The organism is Sulfurimonas sp. NW9 (genome assembly GCF_051132275.1).
Lineage (GTDB): Bacteria > Campylobacterota > Campylobacteria > Campylobacterales > Sulfurimonadaceae > Sulfurimonas > Sulfurimonas hydrogeniphila.
This window is the reverse complement of sequence record NZ_CP093236.1, coordinates 2,153,052-2,178,080: the sequence shown is the minus strand read 5'-3', so window position 1 is coordinate 2,178,080 and position 25,029 is coordinate 2,153,052. Positions and strand designations below refer to the sequence as shown.

Below are 25,029 nucleotides of genomic sequence, written 5' to 3'. Positions count from 1 at the left end.
ATGACAAAACCGACACCAATAGATGAAGAGATTCAGCTGGATCCGAAACGATACATCGTCAGTGAAACAGACGAAAAAGGAAAGATCACTTATGCCAATGATTATTTTCAGGAAGTTTCAGGGTATACGGAAGAAGAACTGTTGGGACAGCCTCACAGTATTGTGCGTCATCCGGATATGCCAAAAGTAGTATTTAAACTGTTATGGGAGACGATAAAACAGGGGAAAAAACATTAATGCTGTTGTGAAAAATCTGGCAAAAGACGGGCGCTACTATTGGATATTTACCGAGTTTGAAATCAGAAAAGACACAGACACCGGGAAAATCATAGGGTATCATGCTTCACGAAAGACCATATCAAGGCATGTTATTGAAATCATAGCGGACCTGTATGCCAGACTTTTGGAAATAGAGAAAAAAGAGGGTCTTGCAGCAAGCGAAAAATATCTTATCTCGTTTTTAAAAGAAAAAGGCGAAACAATAGAATTTGCAGATATTATGGAAGAGATTCACAAGTTTTACTGATGTTGAGGTACAAAACAGAATGAAATTCCTCATACTTTTTGTAATTTTTATCTCCTCTCTTTTTGCAAACTCCTTGCAAGAAGCTGTTGATCAGGCATCCGCGGGTGCCGTCATTAAGCTTCAAAACGGTATTTATCATGGAAATATTCTTATTAAGAAACCGCTGACAATTATCGGGGTTGGCAATCAGGTTGAAATCAGGGGAGAAGGAAGAGGTTCTGTTGTCAGGATACAAAGCGCACATGTACGTTTAAAAAACATAATTATCACAAACAGCGGAAAAAACATGCGCTCTATTGATGCAGCAATTAGCCTGAAACAGGTAAAGTACTGTGAAATCAGCCACTGTACACTGAAAAATGTATTGTATGGAATTGACATGGATATGGTGCAAAACTCTTTGGTTTTGCAAAATGATATCACTGTTGCAAAAAATGATATTGCCTTGCGCGGAAACGCTTTGAAACTTTACTATTCACACTACAACACCATTGAAGCAAACAACATTCATGATGCACGGGATGTGACGCTGCGCTATTCGCATCATAATCTTTTTCAGAAAAATAAATTTGCACACAACAGGTTTGCGACACATCTCGAACTCAGTAATGCAAATATATTTAAAAACAACAGCTACATGTATAATTCTGTGGGCATGATGTTTATGGGTGCAAAAGATACGCAGGTTATTGCAAACAAAATTTACAGTTCAACAGGAGCAGCCGGAATCGGCGTGATGATAGGCAGTGTTTCCAATTTTGTATTTACAGGCAACAGTGTGCGTTATAACGCAAAAGGTATTTATATTCAAGGGGCTGAAAAAGCGCGGGGAATGAAACGCTTTTTTAAAAACAATGAAATAGCCTATAATGCCGAAGCCTGCATTTTCACGCCTCTATCAGAGACAACATGATTGTACATAATAAATTTTTTGGAAATATTGATGATGTGCTCAAGGATATCGGAGGTGATTTTGATGCTTCCAATGTTGTGGAGTATAATTACTGGGACAGGTATGACGGTTTTGATGCAAACAGTGACGGTATAGGCGATACACCCTACCGTGTCTACCAGCATGCTGATCTGCTGTGGCAGGAGAACAACAAAGTCAAGTTCTTTTACGCGGCTCCGGTGATGAGTCTGCTTGATTTTTTGCTCAAACTTGCTCCTTTTATCGAGCCGGATTTAATTATGGAGGACAAAAAACCTATCTTCCGATCTTTTTGACACGTCTGAGCACTTCATTGAAATCTATAATCTCCTGATCTTTTGCTATATCATTTTTGGAAGCATGAGCAGAAAATCCGTATGCCATTGGGGTAATGTTTTCAGTGTCATAGTAGGCAGTTCTTGCATTAATCCATTTTCCTGTTTTTGCATCTGTCACCCAGATAACAGCTTTGTCCTTCCAGGGAATCTGTTCATCATGAAACCAAAGAACCATGCAGCCAATATCATCAAAGGGGTAATATTTTCCGTTTGAGGGGTTGATGACCTGGACCGTGTTTTTCCGGTCACTGACAACCATTGCACAGCGTGCACACATATCTCTGTCAAAATGGACTTCGTGGGCCTGTACGGCAGACTTTTTTTCACATCCGGTTATACTCAGCAGGCCCAAAACAAGCGTGACTGAGAAGAAGAATAATCGCATAGGCAAATCCCTTTTTGATTATTCTAACTTATTCCTGTTCTTTAGAAGATGATATATGTCAAGTATTATTTAATTATCTGTGCTTTGAGAGTCTCTTCTTCGAGTTTTTCCGTTGCATATTTTATGACGACGACATGCTCTGTTTCATTGATGAACCACTCTGCAATATGTTCGCTTTCCAGGGCATTGAGTTTATCAAAGTCGACTTCATTTTGTGGAATAATCAAATGAGAATATCTTGTAGGATTTTTCATTTTCAAGAGTGTCCACAGAAGCCATAAAAGACCAATGGCACCGATGGTGAGTCCCAAAGTCTCTCTGGAGCTGACATCAAGATAGAGTCCGGCAAAGGTACCGCCCAAAAAGGTTGCAAAATATGCCGCAGAGTTTGCTATACCCAAAGCGGCACCTTTTTGGTGTACTTTGGCAAACTTGCTGATCATAGACTGCACAAGCGGTTCCATCATATTAAAGGCCACAAAAAAGAAGATAACGGCAGTGATAAATACGGCACTTGAAGTTGTTGTTCCCATCATCACAAATGAAGCGATAAACAGGATGATAGAGAGTAAAAAGATCTGTTTTGGAATATTTCTTTTTTCTCCAAATACAGCAGCCGGTCCCATCGCAATAAGTCCTGCGATCATTGCAGGCACATAGACCATCCACAGATCACTCTTTTCCCAGCCAAAACCGTATTCCGGCTTGGTCAAAAAGACGGGAATGATGACAAATGCGGCAGTCATCAGACCTTTTTGCATTGCATTGATAATAATCATACTGAGAAGGTTCGGGTCTTTTAAAATATCTGCCGTTTTTGTTTTTCCATGGTAAATGTGTTTTATTTTTGGAGGTGTCGGTACTTTGACAAATAGAATAACAATGGCAACCAGTGACAAGATCGCCGTAATAACGAAGATAACACTGATACCGAATTCTGCGGCGATAACCGGACCGAGTGCCATAGCAGCAGCAAAACTCATAGCGATAAACCCGCCCATGATTGCCATTGCATGGCCGCGCTGCTTCTCTTCAACCAAATCGGCAATCATAGCAGTGACAACAGAACCGATAGCGCCGGCGCCCTGCAAAAAACGCCCAAACATCAAGGTATATATATCTGTTGAGTAGGCACAGATAAGCGAACCGACCAAAAAGATGATCAGACCGAAGAGTATCGTCGGTTTTCTTCCGATTTTATCACTCATGCTTCCAAAAGGAACCTGAAAAACAGCCTGTGTCAGGGCATAGCCGCCGACAACAACACCGACAAGAAAAGGCGTGGCCCCTTCCAGGTCAAGAGCATAAACGGAAAGAACCGGTAAAACGAGAAAAAGTCCTAAAAATCTGAGAAAAAGAATACTGGAGAGTGGTAAAACTTTTTTGAACATAAAAATCCTTTTGTTTTAGTGTATAATTTTGTAATTATAGAGCAACTATTATTTATAATTGATTTGCAAAAGATAAATAATATAATTTAAAAGATAATTTAAGGAAAGAAATTGAAACAACTGGTTTTAGCAACATCAAACAAGGGAAAAGTAAGAGAGATCAAAGAACTTTGCAGTGAATATGAAGTAGTGCCCTATACAGATTTAATTGATGCTTTTGAAATTATAGAAGATGCCGATACTTTTCAGGAGAATGCACTGATTAAAGCACGTGCGGTTTATAAGGCTTTGGGTAATGAAAATGCAATTGTACTGGCTGATGACAGTGGTATAAGTGTGGATGTGCTTGAAGGTGCACCGGGAATTTACAGTGCCAGATACGGAGGAGAAGGGGCAGATGACAAAGAGAACCTGCACAAGCTTATGCAGGATATCAAAGCAAAAGGTGTGACGAACTCTCCTGCACATTATACGGCAGCCATTGCCATTGTAACAAAAGGCATTGAAAAAACAGTACACGGATGGATGCACGGAGAGGCGATTACTGAGGCAAAAGGGGAAGGCGGTTTTGGATATGACCCGATGTTTGTACCGCTGGGGTATGAAAAAACACTGGGCGAGTTGGATGAAAAAGTCAAAAAAGAGCTTTCTCACCGCTCCCAGGCTTTAAAACTGGCGGGTAAAATTTTAAAAAGCTTATAAGAATTTACGGCTTGCCAGATAGAATGTTTTTTCTAATTTACTGAGTAATACATGTAAGTGATCGCTGTATCGGCTGATTCTTTGCATGATATCTCCTTATAGATTTAAAATGTCTCACAGGAGAGACTCAGCAAAAAGTGTACCATTAGTTAAATAGCGTTAAAAGTATCACACCAAAAAGAATTCTGTATACACCAAAGGCAACAAAGGTGAATTTTTCCAAAAATTTCAAAAAGAGCTTGATTGTCAGATAGGCAACAGCAAAAGCAACAACAAAGCCGACCGCCAAAGCTTCGATGTTTGCAGAAGAAAATTCATGATAATGTTTGAGCAGATCATATCCACTCACGGCACTCATTACGGGAAAAGCAAGCAAAAAACTGAATTCCGCACTGGCCTTTCTGTTCAAACCGACCAGTAAGGCCCCGATGATTGTTGCTCCCGCACGTGAAGTTCCGGGGATGAGTGCAAAAATCTGTGCAATACCAATCCACAAAGACTGCCTGAGTGTAATATCTTCGACATCTTCTGTAAGTTTTTTTTCTTTGGGAATATAAAATTTTTCGACAATCAAAAATATAATTCCGCCTGTGATAAACATAATCGCAACAATATTGATACTGAAAAGTGCTTTGATCTGGTGTGAAAAAATGAAACCGACAATACCGATAGGCAAAAAGGCAAGAAAAACTTTTGTCCATAATGAAATATGTTTGAATGTAAATTTTTCTCTGTAGTTGAGAACAACAGCCAAAATAGCTGCAAACTGGATGATAACTTCATACGCTTTGGTGACATTTGTCTGGTCTATACCCAAAAATTGACTCGCTACAATCAGATGACCGGTTGAAGATATGGGAAGAAATTCGGTAAAACCTTCAATTATACCTAGTAAAACAGAGTCAGACAATGTCATGAAAGAACCTTCTTTTTTAAAATTTAAACTTATTTCGATATAATACGAGGTTTTATTTTTAAACAACCTAAAACTCACAGGAAATTACATATGTTACTTTTTACACCCGGTCCTACACCAGTACCGCAAAATGTTAGAAATGCCATGGCTGATGAGACAATGCACCATCGTACCCCTGAATTTGAAGCTATTTTTGAAAAAACACGAAAACATCTTTTTGAACTTTTTGCTACTGATGAAGTTGTTATGATTGCATCAAGCGGAACAGGCGCTATGGAAGCAACAGTAGTCAACCTGTGTAAAAATACACTTTTAAGTGTCAATTCAGGAAAATTCGGCGAGCGTTTTGGAAAAATTGCCAAAGCACACGGACTCAAAAATATTGAGATAAAAAATGAGTGGGACACACCTGTCAGTGTTGAAGATGTTGTTGCCGCTGTAAAATCCAACAGCGACATTGATGCTGTGGCTGTGCAGATTTCTGAGAGTGCGGGCGGACTGAGACATCCCGTGGAAGAGATAGCAGAGGCGCTCAAGGCAATCAATCCGGATATTATGATTATTGCAGACGGGATTACCGCTGTCGGTGTCGAACGTATAGATGTGACAAATATTGATGCGTTGATTGCAGGCAGCCAAAAAGCACTTATGCTGCCTCCTGGACTTGCCATTATCGGACTCAGCAATGCCGCGATAGATAAAATCGGCGAGGGCAAAGGCTACTATTTTAACCTTGCGTCCGAAATCAAAAAACAGCGCCAGAACACGACAGCCTATACTGCTGCTACGACACTTGTTATCGGTCTTTTGGAAGTTTTGGAGACAATAAAAAAAGAGGGCGGATTCGGCGTGCTGTATTGCAATACAGCCAGACGTGCCAAAGCGACAAGAGCGGCACTCGAAGCGATAGGTTTGCACTCTTACCCCAAAGTGCCTGCTAAAAGTATGACAACCATTGATGACAAAGATGCGGCAAAAATCCGCTCCGCTTTAAAAGAGGAGTACGGGGTAAATGTAGCCGGCGGACAGGACCATTTAAAAGGTAAAATATTCCGTATAAACCAGATGGGCTTGATTGCACCGCATGAATCTCTCTGGGTTGTCAATGCGATAGAGTTGATCTTGCACCGTTTGGGACGTTTGGAGTATGCGGGCATTGCTTCAAAAGTCTATAATGAGGTTTATTTTAAAACCGTATTAGAAAAAAAAGAGATATAAATGATACTTGAACATGAAATACCCAATGGTTCAAAGCTTTATTTTGGCAAATCCGCCAAGATAAAACGCCAGATAGAAAAAACTGCAAGTGATATTCTTGATGCAAATGGCTACGAAGAGATAGTAACTCCTGTGTTTTCCTACCATCAGCATCAAAGTATTGCAGATCAAAGAGAGCTGATTCGTATAAATGATGAAAAGAACAATGCGCTTTCTTTACGTGCAGACTCGACAATAGATGTTGTACGCATTATAAAAAAAAGACTCGGAAGCAATACGAAACAGAAAAAGTGGTTTTATATCCAGCCTGTGTTTACCTACCCGACAAACGAACAGTATCAGGTCGGTGTGGAATTTATGGGGGAGAAAAAACTCTCTTGTGTGGCAACACTGGCAATAGAGATTTTTGAACGCTTACATGTAAAGCCTCTGATGCAGATTTCCAATATTAAGATACCCGAGTTGCTGGTTGCAATGTTTGATGAACTGACTATAGATGATTTCAGACATATCAACATTGACAAGTTTTTGAATCTCAAAGTCGAATGGCTGAGCGAACTTGTTTATCTGCAGTATGTGGAGCAGATAGATGATGTGCTTCACAAGGTACCCGAAGCAATCAAAAAAGAACTGTTGAAGATGAAAGAACTGTGCGCGGAAATTGCCTGTGAAAATGCTGTTTTGGCACCAATGTATTATGCAAAAATGCTTTATTATGATGAGCTGTTTTTCAGATGCATAGTAGGCAATGAAGTCTATGCACGGGGCGGAAGATATAAAGATTCAGATTTAACATCTGTAGGGTTTGCAATTTATACAGATACTTTGTGTGAAGCATTAGAGCAATAGAAAAAGAGGAAAAGAAAATATGTATACAAATAAAGCAGATGTGATTGTCGGAATCCAGTGGGGAGACGAAGGCAAAGGCAAGATTGTTGATAAACTTGCAATGGAATATGATATGGTTTGTCGCTCCCAGGGTGGGCACAATGCGGGACATACGATTTGGGTGGACGGAGTCAAATATGCACTGCATCTCATTCCTTCGGGTGTTTTGAATCCAAAAGCCGTCAATGTAGTGGGTAACGGTGTTGTTCTCTCTCCTGTTTCTATTATCAAAGAGATGGAGCAGTTTGAAAATCTTGAGGGACGTCTTTATATTTCAGATAAAGCACATCTCAATCTTGCATACCATGCAGAGATTGACCAGGCAAAAGAGAAGCTCAAAGGCGATAAAGCAATTGGAACGACAGGAAAAGGGATAGGACCTGCCTACTCTGACAAAATCAACCGCATCGGACATCGTGTGGGCGAACTGCTGGATCCTGAGAAGTTGTGTCAGACTATTTTGGACTATTTTGCGCTTAACAAGCCTATTTTTGATGTTATGGATCTGCATGCACCGAAAAAAGAGGAACTTTTGGCAGAGCTTAAAGGCTATAAAGAAAAGTTGGCACCTTATATTACGGATACAACACAGATGGTATGGCGGGCTCTGGACAGTGAAGGCAAACGTGTTTTGCTTGAGGGTGCCCAGGGAACGATGCTTGATATCGACCACGGAACCTATCCGTATGTGACTTCTTCTTCAACGGTGAGTGCAGGAGCCTGTACCGGTCTTGGACTCAATGCAAAAGATATCGGTAAAGTGACAGGGATAGTCAAAGCCTACTGTACCCGTGTGGGTAACGGGCCTTTTCCGAGTGAAGACCTCGGTGAAGCCGGTAGACGTCTTGGGGAACAGGGGAATGAGTTTGGAACGACTACAGGCCGGGCAAGACGCTGTGGCTGGTTTGATGCGGTTGCAACCCGTTATGCAAGCCGTCTGAACGGATGTGACGAACTGGCACTGATGAAACTTGATGTTCTTGACGGTTTTGATGAGGTAAAAGTCTGCGTTGCCTATGAATATAAGGGCAAGACTATAGATTATGTACCGATTGATCTGGAAAATGTCAAACCGGTTTACAAAACTTTTAAAGGCTGGGACAATTCAGTGGGCGTGAGAACTTTTGAAGAGTTGCCGGCATCTGCGCAGGATTATGTGAAACTTATTGAAGAGATAAGTAAAACAAAAGTCGGTATAATTTCTACATCACCGGAAAGAGAAGATACAATAATTTTATAAGGATACGCCGTGAAAACACGTTTTACCTCTTTGGTACATGTAAAGAAAAGCATTATGCAAAAGAGTGAACGTGTTTTGCAAGAGGCAAATACAAACCTGCAAAAAGCAAAAAAAGCGCTGGAAGACTCTCTGGCGTTTTTGCAGGAAATTTCTCTCCCCTCACATGGAAAAATAGCAGAATTTATGGCAGGAAGGGCACTTTTGGATGCACAAAGAGCCGTGATACAGCATAATCAGGAATGGTTGCAATATGCAAAAAACGAAGTAGAACAGGCAAAAGAGGCATTGAAAAAAAACATGACAGAGTATGAAAAGTATAAATATTTAGAATATGAAGAGATAAAAAAAGCACTCAAAAAAATAAAAATCAAAGAGGCAAAAGATTTGGATGAAATTGCTCTAATGACCTATACAAACAAAAGCAAGGAAGCCTCTTGAGATATCTTTTACTTACAGCATTTCTCTGCTCTTCACTTTTTTCGATACAAAACAGTGACAAACTTTTTGAATGCACACAAATATTCAACGAAAGAAAAAATGAACTTTTGGTTGAACTTGAACGTATAGATGAGCAAAAACAGGCATTAAATGCCTTGAAAACGGCTACTGAAGAGTTATTGAAACAAAAAGAGGCAAAACTTTCTTTGAAAGAAGAGGAAGTGAATGCCAAACTGGAGCAGATCAGCGAAAAAGAGAAGAAAATAAAAGCAATGCTTGAGCAAGATGCGCAAATTCTCAAAGAGCTGAAATCGACAAAGATGAATAAAATATCGCAAACATTTGCAAAAATGAAAGCAGGGGCTGCGGCAAATGTACTCTCGGACATGGACGAAATAGAAGCAGTGGCTATTTTGCAGTCTCTCAAACCAAAAGTAGTAGGAAAAATATTAACCAAGATGGATCCAAAAAAAGCATCAAAGTTAACGCAACTATTAGCTAAATAATTGTAAAATACTTAAATTTAATTTATAAGCAGGCTGAATCTATGAAAATATCTCTTAAAACTATTCCCCATATCGCAAATAAAATTGCTGTTGATTTAAACAAAAGCGGTGCTGTTACAATGACAAAAGGGCTTGAAAATGTCGCACTTGAGGCACAGAAAGTATTGGAAGAGAATGTCAAGCAGGAGATGGCTCTTGAGAAAAAAGTAGATGAGATCTGTATGGACAATGAAGAAGAGATTGAGTTTATGCTTGCAGACGAGAGACAGCTTTTCTTTATGATTAAGAAAAAACTGGCTCCCGAATACGGGGTGATTTTAGATTATGAGGAGCGGTACTCAGATATATCGCACAAAATTCTTGATGAACTTTATGAAGAAGATTTGATTCATTTTGAAGTAACGGAAAATCGTATTAAAAATATTATTTACAATGCCATTACTTCTTTTATTGCGGATGCATCGGAAATTGAAGATGCCGTAATGGACAAAATTCGTTCATACAAGAGAAAATTCATTCCCGGAACAGATGAGTTTGACATCTTGCATGAAAAACTTTACAGGAAGAATTAATGAAAAGAGGAATGGAGTAAGCGTATGAGTTATTCATTGAAAAAAGCCTGGATATATTTGGAGAACGGTACTTTTTTGGAAGCAAACAGTTTTGGTGCAGACAAAACAGAGGTCGGCGAAATCGTTTTTAATACCTCAATGAGCGGCTATCAGGAGATAATGAGTGATCCCTCGTATGCCGGGCAGTTTGTTACTTTTACAATGCCGGAGATCGGAAATGTCGGTGTGAATGAGCAGGATATGGAGAGTGCCAAGGCGCATGCCAAGGGAATGATAGTGCGAAAATACCAGGGGCGTTATTCAAATTTTCGTGCACAAAACTCCTTGCATGATTTTTTGATTGAGAACAGTGTGATGGGTATTTGTGATATTGACACACGCTATCTGACAAAAATGCTTAGAAGCGAAGGTTCCATGATGATGGTTGCTTCAACACAAATAAGCGACAAAGAAGAGCTGAAACAGATTCTCCAAAACGCTCCCCGCATTGAAGATGTAAACTATATAGAACAGGTCAGCACAAAAGAGCCGTATCAGCATACTTCAAGCACTTTTTCATACAGAGCATTCAAGTATGACGAAGCACCAAAAGCAGAAGCAAAAATCGTTGTCATTGACTTTGGTGTCAAGCGTAATATTTTAAATGAACTTGTGAGTGCAGGCATCGAGGCAGAAGTCATCCCAAATGATTTTATAGCCGAAGACCTGATAGAAAAATATCATGCAAAATTAATTGACGGCGTCTTTTTGTCAAACGGTCCCGGTGATCCGCTGGTACTTAAACGCGAACAGGAGCAGATTAAAAAGCTTATAGATGCAAAAGTGCCGATGTTCGGAATATGTCTGGGGCATCAACTGCTCTCAATTGCTCACGGATATGATACTTTTAAATTAAAGTTCGGACATCACGGTGGCAACCATCCTGTCAAAAATGAAAAAACCGGACTGGTTGAGATTACAGCACAAAACCATAACTACAATGTTCCGGATACTATTACAGAGATTGCAGAGGTGACACATACAAATCTTTTTGACGGAACCATTGAAGGTTTACGTTATCATGAAGCGCCTGTATTTTCAGTCCAGCATCACCCGGAAGCTTCCCCCGGTCCCAAAGAGAGCCGCTATATATTCAGTGAGTTTTTATCTTTGATAAGAAGATAAAACTCTCTCTTTTTTCGTAATTTTCTTATAGCAAACACATAATTCCTAATTAATTGCTTCCTTTTAGAATGATATTAAAAAAAGTGTCATTTTTATGTCACTTTTAAGATAGATTAAACAAATCTATTGTTAATATACAAATGTTGATTAGTCTTTTGAGTGTATTTATACATTTAAAGACTTAATTGCTTTGAATCTTAAGGAGGCTATATATGGAGAATCGTCCATTAGAGTACGACTATACGGTTGCAAAGATGTTCATGTTGACAACAATTGTTTTAGGAATTGTTGGTATGAGTATCGGTGTATTTATTGCATTTGAACTTGCATTCCCTGGATTGAATACAATCTTTGGTGCAGGTTTGGCTGAATATACAAACTTTAGTCGTCTTCGTCCATTGCATACTGACGCAGTTGCATTTGGTTTTACGTTAAGTGGTATTTTTGCTACGTGGTATTATGTTGGTCAGAGGGTACTGAAAGTATCTATGGCAGAATCTAAATTTCTGATGTTTATCGGTAAACTTCAATTTTGGTTATATGTTATCGGTGTTGCGGCAGTTGTTGTTTCACTGTTTATGGGAATTACTACCTCAAAAGAGTACGCTGAATTCGAATGGCCTATTGATATTGCCATTGTTGTTGTATGGGTACTGTGGGGTGTAAGTATCTTTGGTCTTATCGGTATTCGCCGTGAGAAATCATTATATATTTCTATCTGGTATTATATTGCTACTTTCTTGGGTGTGGCTATGTTGTATCTGTTTAACAATATGGAAATTCCTACAATGCTGGCAACTTCTGCAGCAGGTGAGACAGGAATCGGTGCATGGTATCACTCTATTTCTATGTATGCAGGTACTAATGATGCGCTAGTACAGTGGTGGTATGGACACAATGCGGTTGCATTTGTATTTACTGTGCCTATTATTGCTATGATTTATTACTTTTTGCCAAAAGAGTCCGGACAGGCGATTTACTCTTATAAATTGTCTTTACTTGCATTCTGGGGTTTAATGTTTGTATATCTTTGGGCCGGTGGTCACCACCTTCTTTACTCAACTGTTCCTGACTGGATGCAGACTATGGGTTCTGTTTTCTCGGTAATTCTTATTTTACCGTCATGGGGTTCAGCGATCAATATGCTTTTGACAATGAAGGGTGAATGGCAACAGGTTGCAGCATCTCCATTGATTAAGTTTATGGTTCTTGCTTCAACTTTCTATATGTTCTCAACTTTGGAAGGACCTATCCAGGCGATTAAATCTGTTAATGCTATTGCACACTTTACTGACTGGATTGTCGGTCACGTACATGACGGTACTCTTGGTTGGGTCGGATTTATGATTATTGCTGCGCTTTACCATATGGCTCCGCGTGTATTCAAACGTGAACTGTATTCTAAAAGTCTTATGGCTGCACAATTCTGGATTCAAACTTTAGGTATCGTTTTATACTTTACTTCTATGTGGATTGCAGGTATCACTCAAGGTATGATGTGGCGTGCTCACGATGAGTTTGGAAACCTGGCATATTCATTTATGGATACTGTTGATGTATTGCATCCTTACTATGCTTTACGTGGTACAGGTGGATTGTTATATCTTATCGGTTTCTTTATGTTTGCTTATAATATTTACAAAACTATGTCGTCTCGTCCTGTGGAAGAGTCTGAATTACAAAATGCTTCGCCTATGGGCGCTTAAGAAAGGGAGGATTATATTATGTTTCATTGGTTAGAAAAACACCCGTTCTTTTTTGCGGTAGGTGTATTTGTAGTAATTGCGTTTGCGGGTTTGATTGAAATCGTTCCAAACTTTGCACAGGCTTCTCGTCCTGTTATCGGAACTAAACCGATAAGTCTGTTAGAACAGGCCGGTCGTGATGTTTATATCAAAAACAGCTGTAATGCCTGTCATTCACAGCTTATTCGTCCGTTTAAAGCGGAGACTGACCGTTACGGTCACTACTCTTTAAGTGGAGAGTATGCGTATGACAGACCATTCCTTTGGGGCTCAAAAAGAACAGGTCCGGATTTACACAGAGTAGGAAATTACAGAACTACCGAGTGGCATGAAAACCACATGAAAGATCCAAAGTCTGTAATGCCATCAAGTATTATGCCTGGTTATCCGTGGATGTTTACAAACAGTGCAGATATAGACACTGCATATGCGACACAGTTGACAAATGCACAGTTCTTTGGTGTACCGTATAACAAGCCTGTTCCTATGAAAGACGGCTCAACTACAGTAGTTAAAATGGCAGATTCTGTTGCTCAAGCACATGCTATGGCACTGGAAGAAGCGAAAAAAATTACAGCGAAAATGAAAGATCAAGACGTTAAAGATGCAGTGGCTGCAGGTAAAATACCTGAAATAGTTGCTTTAATTGCATATTTAAACAGTCTTAAATAGAAAAGGTGTACATAGTGGATTTTAATGAATTTGCCGCGTATGCGTATTTCTTTTTAATAGTTTTTTTGGTGGTTGCAACATATTCGTATGTGTATCATCTTTATACAAAAAAGAAAGATGCTACCGGAGTTGATTATGAACACTATAGTAATATGGCACTGAAGGATGATATAGGGGATACTCCGGTAAAACCTGTATCAAAGACAGAAGAAAAATAGGAGAGATATATGAATAAGCTTTATCTTTGGGGAATTATCATAACGGCTGCAATGTTGGCTGCAACATATGCAACAGTTGGATACCAAAAAGGCGGTCTCAATGATGATATCGTCAATATGCTTGCAATTGCAGGGGCTGTGGCACTTGTAATAATTACAGTATTTGTGGTTATCAAGTATGTTCGTCAGATGCAGGTTGATCAGGCAACTGGTGAATTGGCAGATGAGTCATGGGACAACATAGGTGAATATAAAAACCCGGTACCTTTTGGTTGGGCAATTATGTTTTTAGGTACAATGATTTGGGGTATGTGGTATTTTACAATCGGGTATCCGGTAAATGCATTTTCTCAAATCGGTCAGTACAATGAAGAAGTAAAAGAAAAAGATGCTGACTTTGAGAAAAAATATGCAAACATCAAAGGTGAACAACTTGTAAACATGGGTGAATCTGTTTATCTGGTTGAGTGTGTTGCCTGTCACGGTCTCAATGCTGACGGTAATAATGAGGTTGATGCGGCAGATTTAAACCGCAGAATATCTGCTAAAAGTGTGAAGTATGTTATCAATCACGGTTCAAACAACAAACTTTTAGGAACAGAGATGCCGATGCCTGATCGCAACGGTCTTTTCAATGCAGCAACCGGTGCATTGATTACAGACAAAGAGATTGATGAAGTGGCTGATTATGTTGCAGGCGGATTAAAAGATGCAAACAGTGCAGGTGCGGCAGTATTTGCAAATGTATGTGCTGCATGTCACGGTCCTGACGGAAAAGGCATGGCATATGTTGCTCCGGATATTGCAACTTGGAACCAAAAACTGATCATCAATGTTCTAGATTACGGTAAAACAGGGGCTATTGGTAAAATGCCAGCAATGGACAGACTGAACCCTAAACAAAAAGAAGCTATTGCAGCATATGTGATGAGCTTAAGTAAAGGAGAGTAGCATGAATGAAAATAGAAGTGTTTTTGCTCTTGATGGTGTAACGGGTATGCTGATTGCAACTGTTTTACTACTTAGCATATTGGTTTTTTTAAGTTCAATGCCTGTAAGTGTACAACATGCAAGCTGAAAACTTTTATAAGATAAAAGATGAAAAATCAATTAAGATGTTTAGTACCGAAAATGCTAAGCATGTTGTTGATGTGAAGTAAGGAGTTTAGAATGGAAAAAATTATTTCTTGGGGCCTTGTAATTATGGCTGCATATACTCTTTGGGCTGTTGTAACTCCAAATCATCTTTATGTTGGTTAGGAAGTTTATTTGAAACTTTTAAGAAGAGGGCTTTATGCCCTCACCCTCATACTGTTATTTCAAACACATTTATTTGCAGAGTATTTATATAAAGATGAAGTGATACACAACCCAAAATTCACGGAAGAGGTGGAAACCTTAGGGAGTACGCTTTATAAGAAAACAGGGATTTCTTTACGCCTGATGATGCTTAAAGAACTGCCAAAGAATATGACGATGTACGAATATGAAAAAAAAATATTATCGCAGTTTCAGGAACCGACAATATTGTTGACATTCTCTGAAATGAATTCGCAGGTAGATATAGAAGCAAATGATCAGTCTTTATATAAATATTTTGACAAAAAACAGGTACTGAGTCCGGTTACATCCTATGTACAGGCTTTATGATGGCAGCCTTTTATGCAAAAAGCTGGGATGACTTTGTCAGCATTATGAGCAATACCGGAGGGACTATTTTGCCTCTTTTAGGCGGAAAAGCAAAAAAAGGAATGGTCGCAGACAAATATTCTGCGGCAATGTTTAACGGTTACCTGGATATAGCGCAGCAGATAGCAAAAGCCAAGGGTGTCAAGTTGGGACATGGATTTGACAGTGATGCAAATCAAACGTCTTTGTTTTATGTAAGAGTATTATTCTATGGTTTTATTTTATATGGTATAGTTATGCTTTTTAAAAGAAAAATTTATAAAATGAGGCATAAAAATGAGCATTATAAAAAGTGGTAGACTCTGGCCTTATGCAATAGGGCTGGCAATTACAGGTGTTTTTGGCTTATGCGTATGGACAATTATAGAAACAAGCAAGGCTGACATACAGCCGAGTGATGATTATATGACAAAATACCAGGATGCAGATGCAAATGCAAACAAACTTATCAAACAGAGAATAGCTTTTGACAAAGCATATAAACTGAAATTTGTTTCAGACAGAATTTCAGAAAATGGTTCGGATGTAAAGTATGCCCTCACTACAAAAGAGGGCAAAGCGGTCAAAGGCGCAAAAATGATTTTGGAAATCAGCCGTCCTGAAGTTGACACCTACACAAAAACGCTCAAAGATCCTGTGTTTGAAGAGGGTCTTTATGTATTTCATGATGTGAAATTTCCAAAAAAAGGTGTTTGGAATCTGTTGTTAAAAGTAGATGTCGGTGACAAGAGCAGATTTTATGCTATCAAAACTGATACCCGCATCATAAACGACAGAAGCATCCAGGAAGCTTCGCAGTACTAAATATGGAAGAGACAACCATAGTCCTTCCGACTGCCCGTGCTATTCGTCACGAGCAGCTTGCTGCACAAGAACAGACACTCTTTTTACCCAACTACATTACTATGAGCGATTTTATCGCCAGACTCACGCTTGTAAAAGGCTATAAATTTATAGATGATGAGAGCAGAATACTGCTTTTGCTTGAAGCGTCAGATTTTAAAGGCTTTGCAAACCTTCAGATCGAGCGGAATTTTTTTACCTTTACCAAAAATTCTTCGTATATCTTTAAGTTTTACGAAGAACTGAGTGCAGAACTTTATGATATCAATCTACTCAGCAGTGCCGATGTTTATGCAGAGTATGAAGAGCATATTGCCATTTTGCAAGAACTTTACAAACGTTATGAAAAACTGTGCAATGAAAAAAAACTGCTTGACAGAATATTTTTGCCAAAGCTTTACGAATTTAACGAAGCGTATGCAAAAACACATCAAAATGTGACGATTTATTTAGACGGGCATCTGACAAACTTTGAGCTTGAACTGTTGCAAAAGGCAAAGTCGTTTATGTCTATAAAACTCCGTTTCTGGGCGACGCGCTTTAATGAAAAGATGCAAAACAAACTGGGCGAACTCGGGTTTGAACTGGAAGCCGGATTTATATATGAACTTGACTTTAACAACATAAAAACGCTCACAAAAGAAAAAATACCTACAGATTACAAGCTTACATGTAACAGTTTCAGCGAATCTCTTTTGCAGGTTGCCTTTGTACAGCAGAAAATCTATGAATTTGTGCAAAAAGGATATAATCCCCAAAAAATTGCCGTCATTTTGCCCAATGAAACCGCAGCACCGATACTTAAAAGCTTTGATGAAAAGTGCAATCTGAACTTTGCAATGGGGGAGTCTTTTCGTCACTCCGGAGTTTATAAAAAAATCGAAGCAACATTAAATGCGATAGAACAGGACTCAAAAGAGAATGAGGCACGTATACAAAGAGTGGGAGATGAGCTTTTTTTGCTCTTGCACGGACTCTACTATAAAAAAGTTTCAGAGATTGATTTTATACAAAATATGCAGGAAGTGGCTGCTTTTTTTACCAATAGACAGGAGAAGAAAATATTGAACGAGGAGTTGCATAAAATAGAAAAACTTTTGCCTTTTATGCAGGATATGGGTGTAAAATCACTCTTGAATATTTTTATGCAGCGTCTGGCTTTGAGAACTGTGGATGATGTCCGTGGGGGCAAAGTGACGGTAATGGGAGTACTTGAGACAAGAAGTGTTCATTTTGATGCAGTAATTATTATAGATTTTGATGACAAAAATGTTCCAAAACGCAGTGATAAAGATATGTTTTTAAATACACAGATACGAAAAGCTGCCTCTTTGCCAACGATGGGAGACAGGGAAAGCCTGCAGAAACATTACTACCAAATGCTGATTTCACGCTCAAAAGAGGTGGCAATCGCCTATGTCAACTCAAGTGAGAGCAGCGGTTCAAGGTTTTTAAAACAACTCGGCATTACACAAAAAAATGAGTACAGAGAACTGGACTACGCTGAAATTCTCTTTCAAAAAAGAGAGGCAGGTTTTCAAAAAGAAGAAGAGATAATAGAGGAGTACAGTTTTAAAAATGTAGCGCTCTCTGCCAGCAGGCTCAAAACCTTCCTTACATGTAAGCGTAAATATTACTATAAATATATCCAACATATAAAAAACCATGAAATACCAAAAGATATGCCTCAGGAGTATGAAATAGGCAATGTCGTGCACAGTGCATTAAAAGCAGTCTATGAAAAGCAGAATTTTTATACGGATACCGAAAAGCTCAAAAAAGATATCAACAAAGCTCTGGATGATTTTTGCGGAGAGAGTGAGCTTGACAAGTATCTCGTTGAAATGCAAAAAAAACGTCTGGAGGCTTTTGCGGAGGCTGAAATAGAGCGGTTTGAAAAAGGCTGGAAAGTATTCAAAACAGAAGAACTTTTAGAAACGAATTTTGCAGGCATGAAAATTGTCGGTCAAATAGACAGAATAGATAAAAAAGAGAATCTTATCGAGGTGCTTGACTATAAAACAGGTGCCTACATGCTTTACAATAAAAACAACTACACAGAGGCAACGGACTTTCAGCTTGAATTTTACGCTCTTTTGGCCGGCGGTTTTGGAAATGTTGAGCGTTGCGGTTTTTATGATTTGAAAGAGTCTCAAATCATCCCGGAAGCATTTTTGCAAGAAAAAACAGAAATATTAAAATCTCATATCAAAGATCTCCTTTCCATAGAGTCCGTCAACTTTGAAAAATGTGAAGAGACAAAGCCCTGCCAGTTTTGTGAATATGCCATCATGTGCGGGAGAGTGTAATGGCATTTATAAATAATCTTGCCTACGAAGCGAGTGCGGGGAGCGGGAAGACTTTTATGCTTGTTGTGCGCTATCTTTCTCTACTTTTTAAAGGTGCGGAGCCTGCGAAGGTTTTGGCTCTTACTTTTACAAATAAAGCGGCTGCCGAGATGAGTGAGCGGATTGTCGAGACACTGCAGGCATTGGAATCACGTATGGAATTGCATGAAATTGCCAAAGAGTGTGGGATGTCTGACAAAGAGATTTTGGCAAAACGGTCGCAGATTTTGGCCGAGTTTTTAAATGCACATACGAAGATTATGACGATAGACAGCTTTTTCGCTCAGATTTTGAGAAAATTTTCTCTGTATGCCTCTTTGATGCCCGATTTTTCAACGGCGAATGCCCAGCATGAAGTCAAACTGATGTCTCGTTTTTTAAAAGAAGTCAGTGTTGCCAACAAACGCAAGACGCTTATCAGTCTCTCTTTGGAATCAAACAAACGTGTCAGTGACATTTTTGCGCTGCTGGATGATTTTTATCTTAAAAAAGAGGAACTTTCTCATCTGAAGTTTCAAAAAAAATCGATACAGGCGTATGAAGAGGAGGCGATGCAAGGGCTCTCTCTTTTGCAAAATATTGTAAAAAACTGCAAAGAGGCATCGGTGACACTGCAAAAAGCCGTTGTTGCCCAAAATTTTGAAGCACTCAAAGCAAAAACATGGGTATATAAAGAGAGCCTGAACTACTGGGTCTTTAAAAAATGCTTCAGCCCTGCAATGGATGCGGCTCTGTTGCAAATTCAGCGTGCCGTACAGTCGCATGCAAAGGCAAAAGAGCAGAATTTTTTCTATGCCCTGAATGAACTTGTTACACTTTACAAAAAGGCAAAAAAAGCACTCTATGTAGATGAGGGAGAACTCAGTTTTTCGGATGTGACGCTTCTGGTGTATGAGATTTTGCACCGTCTCAATGAGAGCGAATTTCTGTACTTTCGCCTCGATGCAACGATAGAACATATGCTGCTTGATGAATTCCAAGATACCAGCATATTGCAGTATGAGATTTTAAAACCGCTTATCACAGAGATAACTTCGGGTGCGGGTGTCTGCAGCGAGGGAAGTTTTTTCTTTGTGGGGGATGTTAAACAGTCTATTTACCGTTTTAGGGGAGGTGTGTCGGCTCTTTTTGGGGAGGTGGCAAAAGAACACCGCACCGAGGTAAAAAAACTTTTGACAAACTACCGTTCGCAAAAAGAGGTTATAGAGTTTGTCAACAGAGTCTTTGCGGATAAAATAAAAAACTACACTCCTCAGCTTGTTCGCAAAGAGGCACAGGGCGGTTTTGTCGAAGTGATTGCAGATGAGGAACTTTTGGATGCACTGGTTGAGCAGGTAAAGCGCTTGATAGATCTTGGCGCAGATGTGAATGACATTGCCGTTTTATGTGCGACCAACAGTGACGGACAGGTCATTAAAAACGTACTTGACGAACAAAATATAGAGGTTGTGACTGAGACAACCACAAAGCTTATCAACCAAAGAAGTGTCAAGGCTGTTTTGGAGTATTTGAAATATCTCTATTTCAGAGAAGAGATTTACAGACAGAACTTTTTTGCTTTGATAAATCAGGAGGTCAGGGCTGTTGCCACTGTAGATTTTAACAGTGTCAAGCTTGTAGATGTTGTGAAGAGATGTATAGAAGAGTACAGACTTTTTCAAGATGATTTTCATCTGATTCGCTTTTTGAATGCTGTATCCAAATATGCAGATATTGAAGCGCTTTTGTTTGAGTATGAAAGACTTGATACTTCTGCAGCAGCGGCTGATATCAGTGGAGTGAGGGTTTTAACGGTACATAAATCAAAAGGCCTGGAGTATGAGCATGTGATTGTCATGGACAGACTGAAAAAGGCTCCTGCTCCAAGAGATGCCATTATTTACAATTATGACGGCATCAAACTGCAAAATCTTTATCTGAGAACAAAAAACAGAGAGCTTATTGACCATGACTATGCCTATGCTCTTTCCAAAGAAAAAGAGCTTATACGAGAAGACAGTTTGAATGCCCTGTATGTTGCTTTTACAAGAGCAAGAGAAAACTTGATCATCCTTGCAAAACCAAAAGATTCCATATTTGCATTGCTGGATTTACAACCTCAAAGCTTCGGAGAACTGCGCTCTACATGTAAAGCCAAAAACATACCGCAGGCATATAAAAAACTTTCGTTTGAAAATATCTATTACGGAACACAGAGTGATTTGTTGGCATTAGAAAAACACAATGAAGAAGATTTGCAAGCCATTAATTTTGGAATTGCTTTGCACTATACTCTGGAGATGATGCAGGAGTTTACACAAGAAGCGCTTGCTTGTGCCAAAGATATGATGCTGAACAAATATGGCTTTATGCTCACAGAGTCAGAGATAGATGATATACAGCAGAGAATAGAGAGGCTTGTTGCTGCACCGGAGTTTTTGACTTTGACCCGGGGAGTATGCTATAAAGAAAAGGCTCTGCGCTATAAGAACAATCTGCGTTATCTTGATTTGTTGGTCAAACATGAAAAGGGAGAGTGGAGTGTGATAGACTACAAAAGTGCGATGCATTTTACCGAGGAGCATCGCAAGCAGGTTCGATACTATGTAAAAGCAGTGAAAGAGATAACGGGAGATGAAGTGCGTGGCTATATCTGCTATATTTTGGAAGATGCCGTTAAAATAGAGACCGTTTAAACGGGTAGAAGAGGTATTAAAAACAGGTCCTTGTGCAGAACCTGTTTTGCAGTTTAGACGATGACTGTTTTGATTTTTGCAATCAAATCGTCATTGCGTATAGGTTTCATTAAAAATCCATTTGCGCCGCACTCCAAAGCTTCTGCTTTTTTTGTTTCATCTGTTGTAAGAACCAAAATAGGAAGTTGACGCAGACTTTCATCGGCACGCACGACTTTAAGCATATCGATACCACCCATGATAGGCATAATGATATCCAAGAGTATCAAGTCAATATCATCACGGCTTTTTAAAACACCTATGGCATCTGAGCCGTTTTTTGCTTCGACAACCTCTTTTACATTTCCGCTTTTCATCAGCATAGATTTTAAAAGCTTCAAATTAATGAGATCATCATCAACTGCAAGCACAACCAAATCAGTTTTTTTCATAGTTATTTCCTTAAATAAATTTTTCTATAACAAGTCTCAGCAAGTCTTTGTTTATAATATTTTTAATCGTTTCATCTACATATTTTGAATCTTCTTCACTTACAGGTACAGCCGGATCTACAATCAATACCAGGTAGGTGGAGAGATTGTTTTTTTGACTTTTCTCTTTGACTGACCGGGCGAAATCTTTCAAGTCTAAAGTTTCTGTCTCTTTGTCAAACAATATAAGTTTATAGCTCTCCTCTTCAATTTTCTTTTGCAATTCATCTATATTGTCTATGACTTCGTAAGTATATCCAAGTGAACTGAGAATTTTTGTAAAAAGCTTTGTTTCAAAGGGACTTTTTTTAGCAAGAAGAATATCAGCTTTGTATTTTGCCGGAACTTGTTCCGGTACTGCTTTTTTTTCTTTTTCCGGTACTGCTTTTTCTTCTTCTTTTGCTTCTTCTTCCTGCTGTTGTGCTTTTTCTGTTTTCTTTTCTTCTGTCTTTGCATCATTGACATCCACAATGTGGTCTGCTAAAAAATGATTCAGCAGTGTTATGATCTCTTCACGTACTAATGGTTTTGTTGTATATTCATCAAGTCCGGCTGCTAAAAATCTTTCACGATCACCCTTGAGTGCATTTGCTGTTAAAGCGATTATTGGAACATGGGGCTGGTTGTATACCTCTTCATATTCAAGAATCTCCTGCGTCGCTTCTATACCATCAAGGAAAGGCATTTGGATATCCATAAAAATCAGATCATAGTTATTGTCTTTGCGTTTTTGGAATGCTTCAAGTCCATTGGATGCGATATCAACAGTGAGTCCCAAGTCTTCAAGTGTCCGTTTTATCAGTTTCTGGTTGATTATATTGTCTTCTGCAACAAGTACTTTTGCTGCAAATTTAGACGAACCGACTGTAAAGACTTTGTTTGAAGTTGTTTTTAATTTTGGTGCTGTAAAATTTTGACTTTGGTAATTTTCAAGGGCTGCTTTTAATTTGGTATTATTTAATGGCTCATATATGGTCTTAAATATCTCTATACCCATAGAGTCGATTTTTCTCATAAAATAAGATTTTGTAAGAAGTATCAGCTTTTGCGGAAGAGTGCTGTATGCTTTTAATTCTTCTTCGGTTGCATATTCATAATCTACAAAAAGCATATCATAATTTATTTGTCGCTGGAGTGTTTCACTTTCATTTTTGTTTTTAAATGTTGTATAGCTTACGCCGTAAAAATCAAGATACTCTTTGAGATAGGTGTCTTGTCTCTTTGTTTTATGAGCAGACTCTAAAATTAAAGCATTGATTCCCATATATTGTTCTTTGGCACTTTCGCTGATAACTTCTATCTCTTCAAAATCAAGTGTAAAGAAGAAAGTTGTTCCTTCTCCCGGTTCACTGTGCAGATCAAGTTGTCCGCCCATCAGTTCAATAAAACGCGCAGAAATTGTAAGACCAAGACCTGTACCGCCGTATTTACGTGTAATGGATGTGTCTGCCTGTGAAAAAGCTTCAAAAATTCTGGATTTTTGCTCGCTTGTAACACCGATACCGCTGTCTTGCACTTCAAATCTGATACGTGTTGTTCCTTCCTGAGGTGATTGCAGTTTTCTGATATCGACATTGATAGCTCCGGAACTGCTTGTAAACTTCACAGCATTAGAGAGCAGGTTAATAAGAACTTCTTTAATTTTTGTCGGGTCACCTTTGAGCGGCTGTTCAAGTTCAGGGTCAATAAAACATCCCAGATCAATGTGCTTTTCACTTGCACGGACAGCATATACATCAACGGCACTTTCAAACTCTTCTATAGGATTAAAGATTACATCTTCAATTTCAAGTTTATTGCTCTCGATTTTTGAAAGGTCAAGAATATTGTTGATAATTTCAAGCAGATTTTCTGAAGATTTTTCAATAATTTCAACAAACTCCTGTTGCTCTTCTTTGAGTCCTGTATCTTTAAGAAGTTCCGTAAAGCCAACAATTCCGTTGAGCGGTGTACGAATTTCATGGGACATATTTGCAAGAAACATCGATTTTGCTTCAATCGCTTCCTGTGCTGCTTCTTTATCCCGTTTTGTCTGTTCAATGATTTTTTCCAAAAGACTGTAGGCTTCTTCTGTCCCTTTGGCTGTATGAAGATTGATCTCAACTGCTTTGTCGCTTTCATTCGTGTCTTCTGCAACTTTTCTGAGGACACCTTCAAGGTTGTGAATATTTCTGGCAATTTCATTAGAGAGCAAAAAGCCCAAAACTGCCAATATGATTGAAATCAGCCAAATTGTCAATGTAATGGTCAAAAACTGTAAAGCTTCTGTTTTTACCTGAACGGCTCTGGTGTCCATGGCACTCAGGACAACATTTTCTCCCTCTGAAATAAGGTTGCTTTTTTCTGAAAGCATGGCAAACCAGACACCCGGGTTTGTTTCATACTCTCCGCTTGCTGCAGCAATTAAAATAGAAGCACGTTCTGAGTTAAGGTCATCAAAGAGCTCAAGAGCATCATCACTTTTAAATAGTTCATCAAGCTTTTTCTCAAGATTTTTGTCTTTGAGGTTATAGAAGTTGATAGCATCGGCTTTTGCGATTAATGAGAGCCATTGATTTATCTCTTCTTCTTCCATTTCTGTTGAACGGGCAAGGGTATAAGAGATAAAGTCACGTTCATCTGCAGTATAGGCATTTGCACGTACCAGCGAAATATAAACAGAAGCATAAGTGTTGATTTTACTGTCAAGCTGGTGCGACGTAATCGTTTCAAGCTGCTTGATAATTATTTTTTCTGCTTTACCGTATACCTTATTGTATATATCTTCAAAGTTTATTTTATGTGTATCAACCAATGTTCTGGCATGTTTTATACTTTGCATCGCATTTTTTAATACCGTGTCTTTTTGTGAAAGTGCCTGTAGCTTTTGAAAATAGAGTTTTTCCTGTTTGTCAACGATCTTTCTCTGCTTTAAGAGTGATTTTAATGTATTTGGTGAGGAATTACCAAGGTACATTACGGTCATACCTCTTTCCCGGGAAACATTTCTCAGAAGGTTGTTGAGTTGCCTGTTTGTGGAAAGTTTATCCTGAAGAAGTTGTGCTGCTTTATAGTTTTCGTATGAGTTATATACAAAATAACTTGTAATAGAAATTAAAATAATAATCGGTAATAAACTAATAAGTCGAAGTCTGTTTTTTAGTCCTATTTGCAT

The 25,029-nt window shown here is 38.9% G+C and carries 26 protein-coding genes and 1 pseudogene; 22 read left to right on the top strand and 5 right to left on the bottom strand.

Going from position 1 to position 25,029, the window contains the following annotated elements:
- The 4 genes from MLC44_RS12270 to MLC44_RS12255 are packed head-to-tail and all read left to right on the top strand — an operon-like array spanning position 1 to position 1,753.
- Positions 1-237 (top strand): PAS domain S-box protein, encoded by a 237-nt coding sequence (locus tag MLC44_RS12270; RefSeq protein ID WP_434657588.1) that lies wholly within the window; start codon positions 1-3, stop codon positions 235-237.
- Positions 238-244: 7 nt separating this feature from the next.
- The gene (locus tag MLC44_RS12265; RefSeq protein WP_434657586.1) at positions 245-526 is read left to right on the top strand and encodes a hypothetical protein; all 282 of its coding nucleotides are present in this window, start codon (positions 245-247) and stop codon (positions 524-526) included.
- A 19-nt stretch (positions 527-545) separates the two neighbouring features.
- Positions 546-1,439: a right-handed parallel beta-helix repeat-containing protein gene (locus MLC44_RS12260; protein WP_434657584.1), complete on the top strand. Its 894-nt coding sequence runs from the start codon at positions 546-548 to the stop codon at positions 1,437-1,439.
- Complete coding sequence (locus MLC44_RS12255) at positions 1,436-1,753, top strand: hypothetical protein (protein ID WP_434657581.1); 318 nt, start codon at positions 1,436-1,438, stop codon at positions 1,751-1,753. The genes MLC44_RS12260 and MLC44_RS12255 overlap by 4 nt, the downstream gene beginning before the upstream one ends.
- Here MLC44_RS12255 and MLC44_RS12250 read toward each other — a convergent pair.
- A complete protein-coding gene (locus tag MLC44_RS12250) occupies positions 1,734-2,180 on the bottom strand; it encodes a hypothetical protein (RefSeq protein ID WP_434657578.1) in 447 nt (148 codons plus the stop codon). The two genes, MLC44_RS12255 and MLC44_RS12250, sit on opposite strands and share 20 nt — an antisense overlap.
- Before the next feature lie 65 nt (positions 2,181-2,245).
- Positions 2,246-3,571 (bottom strand): MFS transporter, encoded by a 1,326-nt coding sequence (locus MLC44_RS12245; RefSeq protein WP_434657575.1) that lies wholly within the window; start codon positions 3,569-3,571, stop codon positions 2,246-2,248.
- 111 nt (positions 3,572-3,682) lie between these two features.
- Here MLC44_RS12245 and rdgB point away from each other — a divergent pair, with 111 nt between their 5' ends.
- Positions 3,683-4,273 (top strand): RdgB/HAM1 family non-canonical purine NTP pyrophosphatase, encoded by a 591-nt coding sequence (rdgB, locus tag MLC44_RS12240; RefSeq protein WP_151899409.1) that lies wholly within the window; start codon positions 3,683-3,685, stop codon positions 4,271-4,273.
- 145 nt (positions 4,274-4,418) lie between these two features.
- Here the strand turns inward: rdgB and MLC44_RS12235 are convergent, their stop codons facing one another.
- Entirely contained in the window at positions 4,419-5,189 is a 771-nt protein-coding gene (locus MLC44_RS12235; protein ID WP_151899410.1) for an undecaprenyl-diphosphate phosphatase, read from the bottom strand.
- A gap of 90 nt (positions 5,190-5,279) precedes the next feature.
- Here MLC44_RS12235 and MLC44_RS12230 point away from each other — a divergent pair, with 90 nt between their 5' ends.
- The 17 genes and pseudogenes from MLC44_RS12230 to MLC44_RS12150 all read left to right on the top strand — a co-directional run bounded on the left by MLC44_RS12230 (position 5,280) and on the right by MLC44_RS12150 (position 21,405).
- Entirely contained in the window at positions 5,280-6,407 is a 1,128-nt protein-coding gene (locus tag MLC44_RS12230) for a pyridoxal-phosphate-dependent aminotransferase family protein (RefSeq protein WP_434657572.1), read from the top strand.
- A complete protein-coding gene (locus MLC44_RS12225) occupies positions 6,408-7,256 on the top strand; it encodes an ATP phosphoribosyltransferase regulatory subunit (RefSeq protein ID WP_151899412.1) in 849 nt (282 codons plus the stop codon).
- A 19-nt stretch (positions 7,257-7,275) separates the two neighbouring features.
- Positions 7,276-8,535, top strand: a complete 1,260-nt coding sequence (locus MLC44_RS12220; protein ID WP_151899413.1) for an adenylosuccinate synthase — start codon at positions 7,276-7,278, stop codon at positions 8,533-8,535.
- Between the two features lie 9 nt (positions 8,536-8,544).
- Positions 8,545-8,973 (top strand): flagellar export protein FliJ, encoded by a 429-nt coding sequence (locus MLC44_RS12215; protein ID WP_434657569.1) that lies wholly within the window; start codon positions 8,545-8,547, stop codon positions 8,971-8,973.
- Positions 8,970-9,479, top strand: coding sequence for a MotE family protein (locus MLC44_RS12210; protein WP_418640750.1), 510 nt, complete (start codon positions 8,970-8,972; stop codon positions 9,477-9,479). Before MLC44_RS12215 ends, MLC44_RS12210 begins: the two co-directional genes overlap by 4 nt.
- Positions 9,480-9,520: 41 nt before the next feature.
- Complete coding sequence (locus MLC44_RS12205) at positions 9,521-10,051, top strand: DUF507 family protein (protein WP_434657566.1); 531 nt, start codon at positions 9,521-9,523, stop codon at positions 10,049-10,051.
- 24 nt (positions 10,052-10,075) lie between these two features.
- The gene (carA, locus tag MLC44_RS12200; protein WP_346389731.1) at positions 10,076-11,215 is read left to right on the top strand and encodes a glutamine-hydrolyzing carbamoyl-phosphate synthase small subunit; all 1,140 of its coding nucleotides are present in this window, start codon (positions 10,076-10,078) and stop codon (positions 11,213-11,215) included.
- Positions 11,216-11,427: 212 nt separating this feature from the next.
- On the top strand, positions 11,428-12,921 hold the full coding sequence (gene ccoN, locus MLC44_RS12195) for a cytochrome-c oxidase, cbb3-type subunit I (RefSeq protein ID WP_151899417.1): 1,494 nt from the start codon (positions 11,428-11,430) through the stop codon (positions 12,919-12,921).
- 18 nt (positions 12,922-12,939) lie between these two features.
- A complete protein-coding gene (ccoO, locus tag MLC44_RS12190) occupies positions 12,940-13,632 on the top strand; it encodes a cytochrome-c oxidase, cbb3-type subunit II (RefSeq protein ID WP_151899418.1) in 693 nt (230 codons plus the stop codon).
- Between the two features lie 14 nt (positions 13,633-13,646).
- Positions 13,647-13,850, top strand: a complete 204-nt coding sequence (locus MLC44_RS12185) for a CcoQ/FixQ family Cbb3-type cytochrome c oxidase assembly chaperone (protein WP_151899419.1) — start codon at positions 13,647-13,649, stop codon at positions 13,848-13,850.
- A gap of 9 nt (positions 13,851-13,859) precedes the next feature.
- Entirely contained in the window at positions 13,860-14,801 is a 942-nt protein-coding gene (locus MLC44_RS12180; RefSeq protein WP_418640748.1) for a c-type cytochrome, read from the top strand.
- A gap of 1 nt (position 14,802) precedes the next feature.
- Positions 14,803-15,010, top strand: a pseudogene (locus tag MLC44_RS12175) (DUF4006 family protein).
- A 109-nt stretch (positions 15,011-15,119) separates the two neighbouring features.
- On the top strand, positions 15,120-15,500 hold the full coding sequence (locus MLC44_RS12170; protein ID WP_434657561.1) for a hypothetical protein: 381 nt from the start codon (positions 15,120-15,122) through the stop codon (positions 15,498-15,500).
- Entirely contained in the window at positions 15,500-15,838 is a 339-nt protein-coding gene (locus tag MLC44_RS12165) for a hypothetical protein (protein WP_434657558.1), read from the top strand. Before MLC44_RS12170 ends, MLC44_RS12165 begins: the two co-directional genes overlap by 1 nt.
- Positions 15,816-16,343, top strand: coding sequence for a FixH family protein (locus tag MLC44_RS12160; RefSeq protein WP_151899423.1), 528 nt, complete (start codon positions 15,816-15,818; stop codon positions 16,341-16,343). The genes MLC44_RS12165 and MLC44_RS12160 overlap by 23 nt, the downstream gene beginning before the upstream one ends.
- Positions 16,344-16,345: 2 nt before the next feature.
- Entirely contained in the window at positions 16,346-18,691 is a 2,346-nt protein-coding gene (locus MLC44_RS12155; protein ID WP_434657555.1) for a PD-(D/E)XK nuclease family protein, read from the top strand.
- Positions 18,691-21,405 (top strand): RecB-like helicase, encoded by a 2,715-nt coding sequence (locus tag MLC44_RS12150; RefSeq protein ID WP_434657553.1) that lies wholly within the window; start codon positions 18,691-18,693, stop codon positions 21,403-21,405. The genes MLC44_RS12155 and MLC44_RS12150 overlap by 1 nt, the downstream gene beginning before the upstream one ends.
- A gap of 53 nt (positions 21,406-21,458) precedes the next feature.
- Here the strand turns inward: MLC44_RS12150 and MLC44_RS12145 are convergent, their stop codons facing one another.
- Positions 21,459-21,836: a response regulator gene (locus tag MLC44_RS12145; RefSeq protein ID WP_151899427.1), complete on the bottom strand. Its 378-nt coding sequence runs from the start codon at positions 21,834-21,836 to the stop codon at positions 21,459-21,461.
- Between the two features lie 10 nt (positions 21,837-21,846).
- A complete protein-coding gene (locus MLC44_RS12140; RefSeq protein WP_434657551.1) occupies positions 21,847-25,029 on the bottom strand; it encodes an ATP-binding protein in 3,183 nt (1,060 codons plus the stop codon).

Excerpts from the sequence above, each read along its gene's own strand:
- MLC44_RS12145 (WP_151899427.1), bottom strand. The coding sequence starts at position 21,836 with ATGAAAAAAACTGATTTGGTTGTGCTTGCAGTTGATGATGATCTCATT.
- MLC44_RS12180 (WP_418640748.1), top strand. The coding sequence starts at position 13,860 with ATGAATAAGCTTTATCTTTGGGGAATTATCATAACGGCTGCAATGTTG.
- MLC44_RS12155 (WP_434657555.1), top strand. The coding sequence starts at position 16,346 with ATGGAAGAGACAACCATAGTCCTTCCGACTGCCCGTGCTATTCGTCAC.
- MLC44_RS12260 (WP_434657584.1), top strand. The coding sequence starts at position 546 with ATGAAATTCCTCATACTTTTTGTAATTTTTATCTCCTCTCTTTTTGCA.
- MLC44_RS12220 (WP_151899413.1), top strand. The coding sequence starts at position 7,276 with ATGTATACAAATAAAGCAGATGTGATTGTCGGAATCCAGTGGGGAGAC.
- MLC44_RS12165 (WP_434657558.1), top strand. The coding sequence starts at position 15,500 with ATGGCAGCCTTTTATGCAAAAAGCTGGGATGACTTTGTCAGCATTATG.
- MLC44_RS12225 (WP_151899412.1), top strand. The coding sequence starts at position 6,408 with ATGATACTTGAACATGAAATACCCAATGGTTCAAAGCTTTATTTTGGC.
- MLC44_RS12140 (WP_434657551.1), bottom strand. The coding sequence starts at position 25,029 with ATGCAAATAGGACTAAAAAACAGACTTCGACTTATTAGTTTATTACCG.
- MLC44_RS12230 (WP_434657572.1), top strand. The coding sequence starts at position 5,280 with ATGTTACTTTTTACACCCGGTCCTACACCAGTACCGCAAAATGTTAGA.
- MLC44_RS12245 (WP_434657575.1), bottom strand. The coding sequence starts at position 3,571 with ATGTTCAAAAAAGTTTTACCACTCTCCAGTATTCTTTTTCTCAGATTT.
- ccoO (WP_151899418.1), top strand. The coding sequence starts at position 12,940 with ATGTTTCATTGGTTAGAAAAACACCCGTTCTTTTTTGCGGTAGGTGTA.
- MLC44_RS12255 (WP_434657581.1), top strand. The coding sequence starts at position 1,436 with ATGATTGTACATAATAAATTTTTTGGAAATATTGATGATGTGCTCAAG.
- MLC44_RS12250 (WP_434657578.1), bottom strand. The coding sequence starts at position 2,180 with ATGCGATTATTCTTCTTCTCAGTCACGCTTGTTTTGGGCCTGCTGAGT.
- MLC44_RS12205 (WP_434657566.1), top strand. The coding sequence starts at position 9,521 with ATGAAAATATCTCTTAAAACTATTCCCCATATCGCAAATAAAATTGCT.
- MLC44_RS12235 (WP_151899410.1), bottom strand. The coding sequence starts at position 5,189 with ATGACATTGTCTGACTCTGTTTTACTAGGTATAATTGAAGGTTTTACC.
- MLC44_RS12160 (WP_151899423.1), top strand. The coding sequence starts at position 15,816 with ATGAGCATTATAAAAAGTGGTAGACTCTGGCCTTATGCAATAGGGCTG.
- ccoN (WP_151899417.1), top strand. The coding sequence starts at position 11,428 with ATGGAGAATCGTCCATTAGAGTACGACTATACGGTTGCAAAGATGTTC.
- MLC44_RS12270 (WP_434657588.1), top strand. The coding sequence starts at position 1 with ATGACAAAACCGACACCAATAGATGAAGAGATTCAGCTGGATCCGAAA.
- carA (WP_346389731.1), top strand. The coding sequence starts at position 10,076 with ATGAGTTATTCATTGAAAAAAGCCTGGATATATTTGGAGAACGGTACT.
- MLC44_RS12150 (WP_434657553.1), top strand. The coding sequence starts at position 18,691 with ATGGCATTTATAAATAATCTTGCCTACGAAGCGAGTGCGGGGAGCGGG.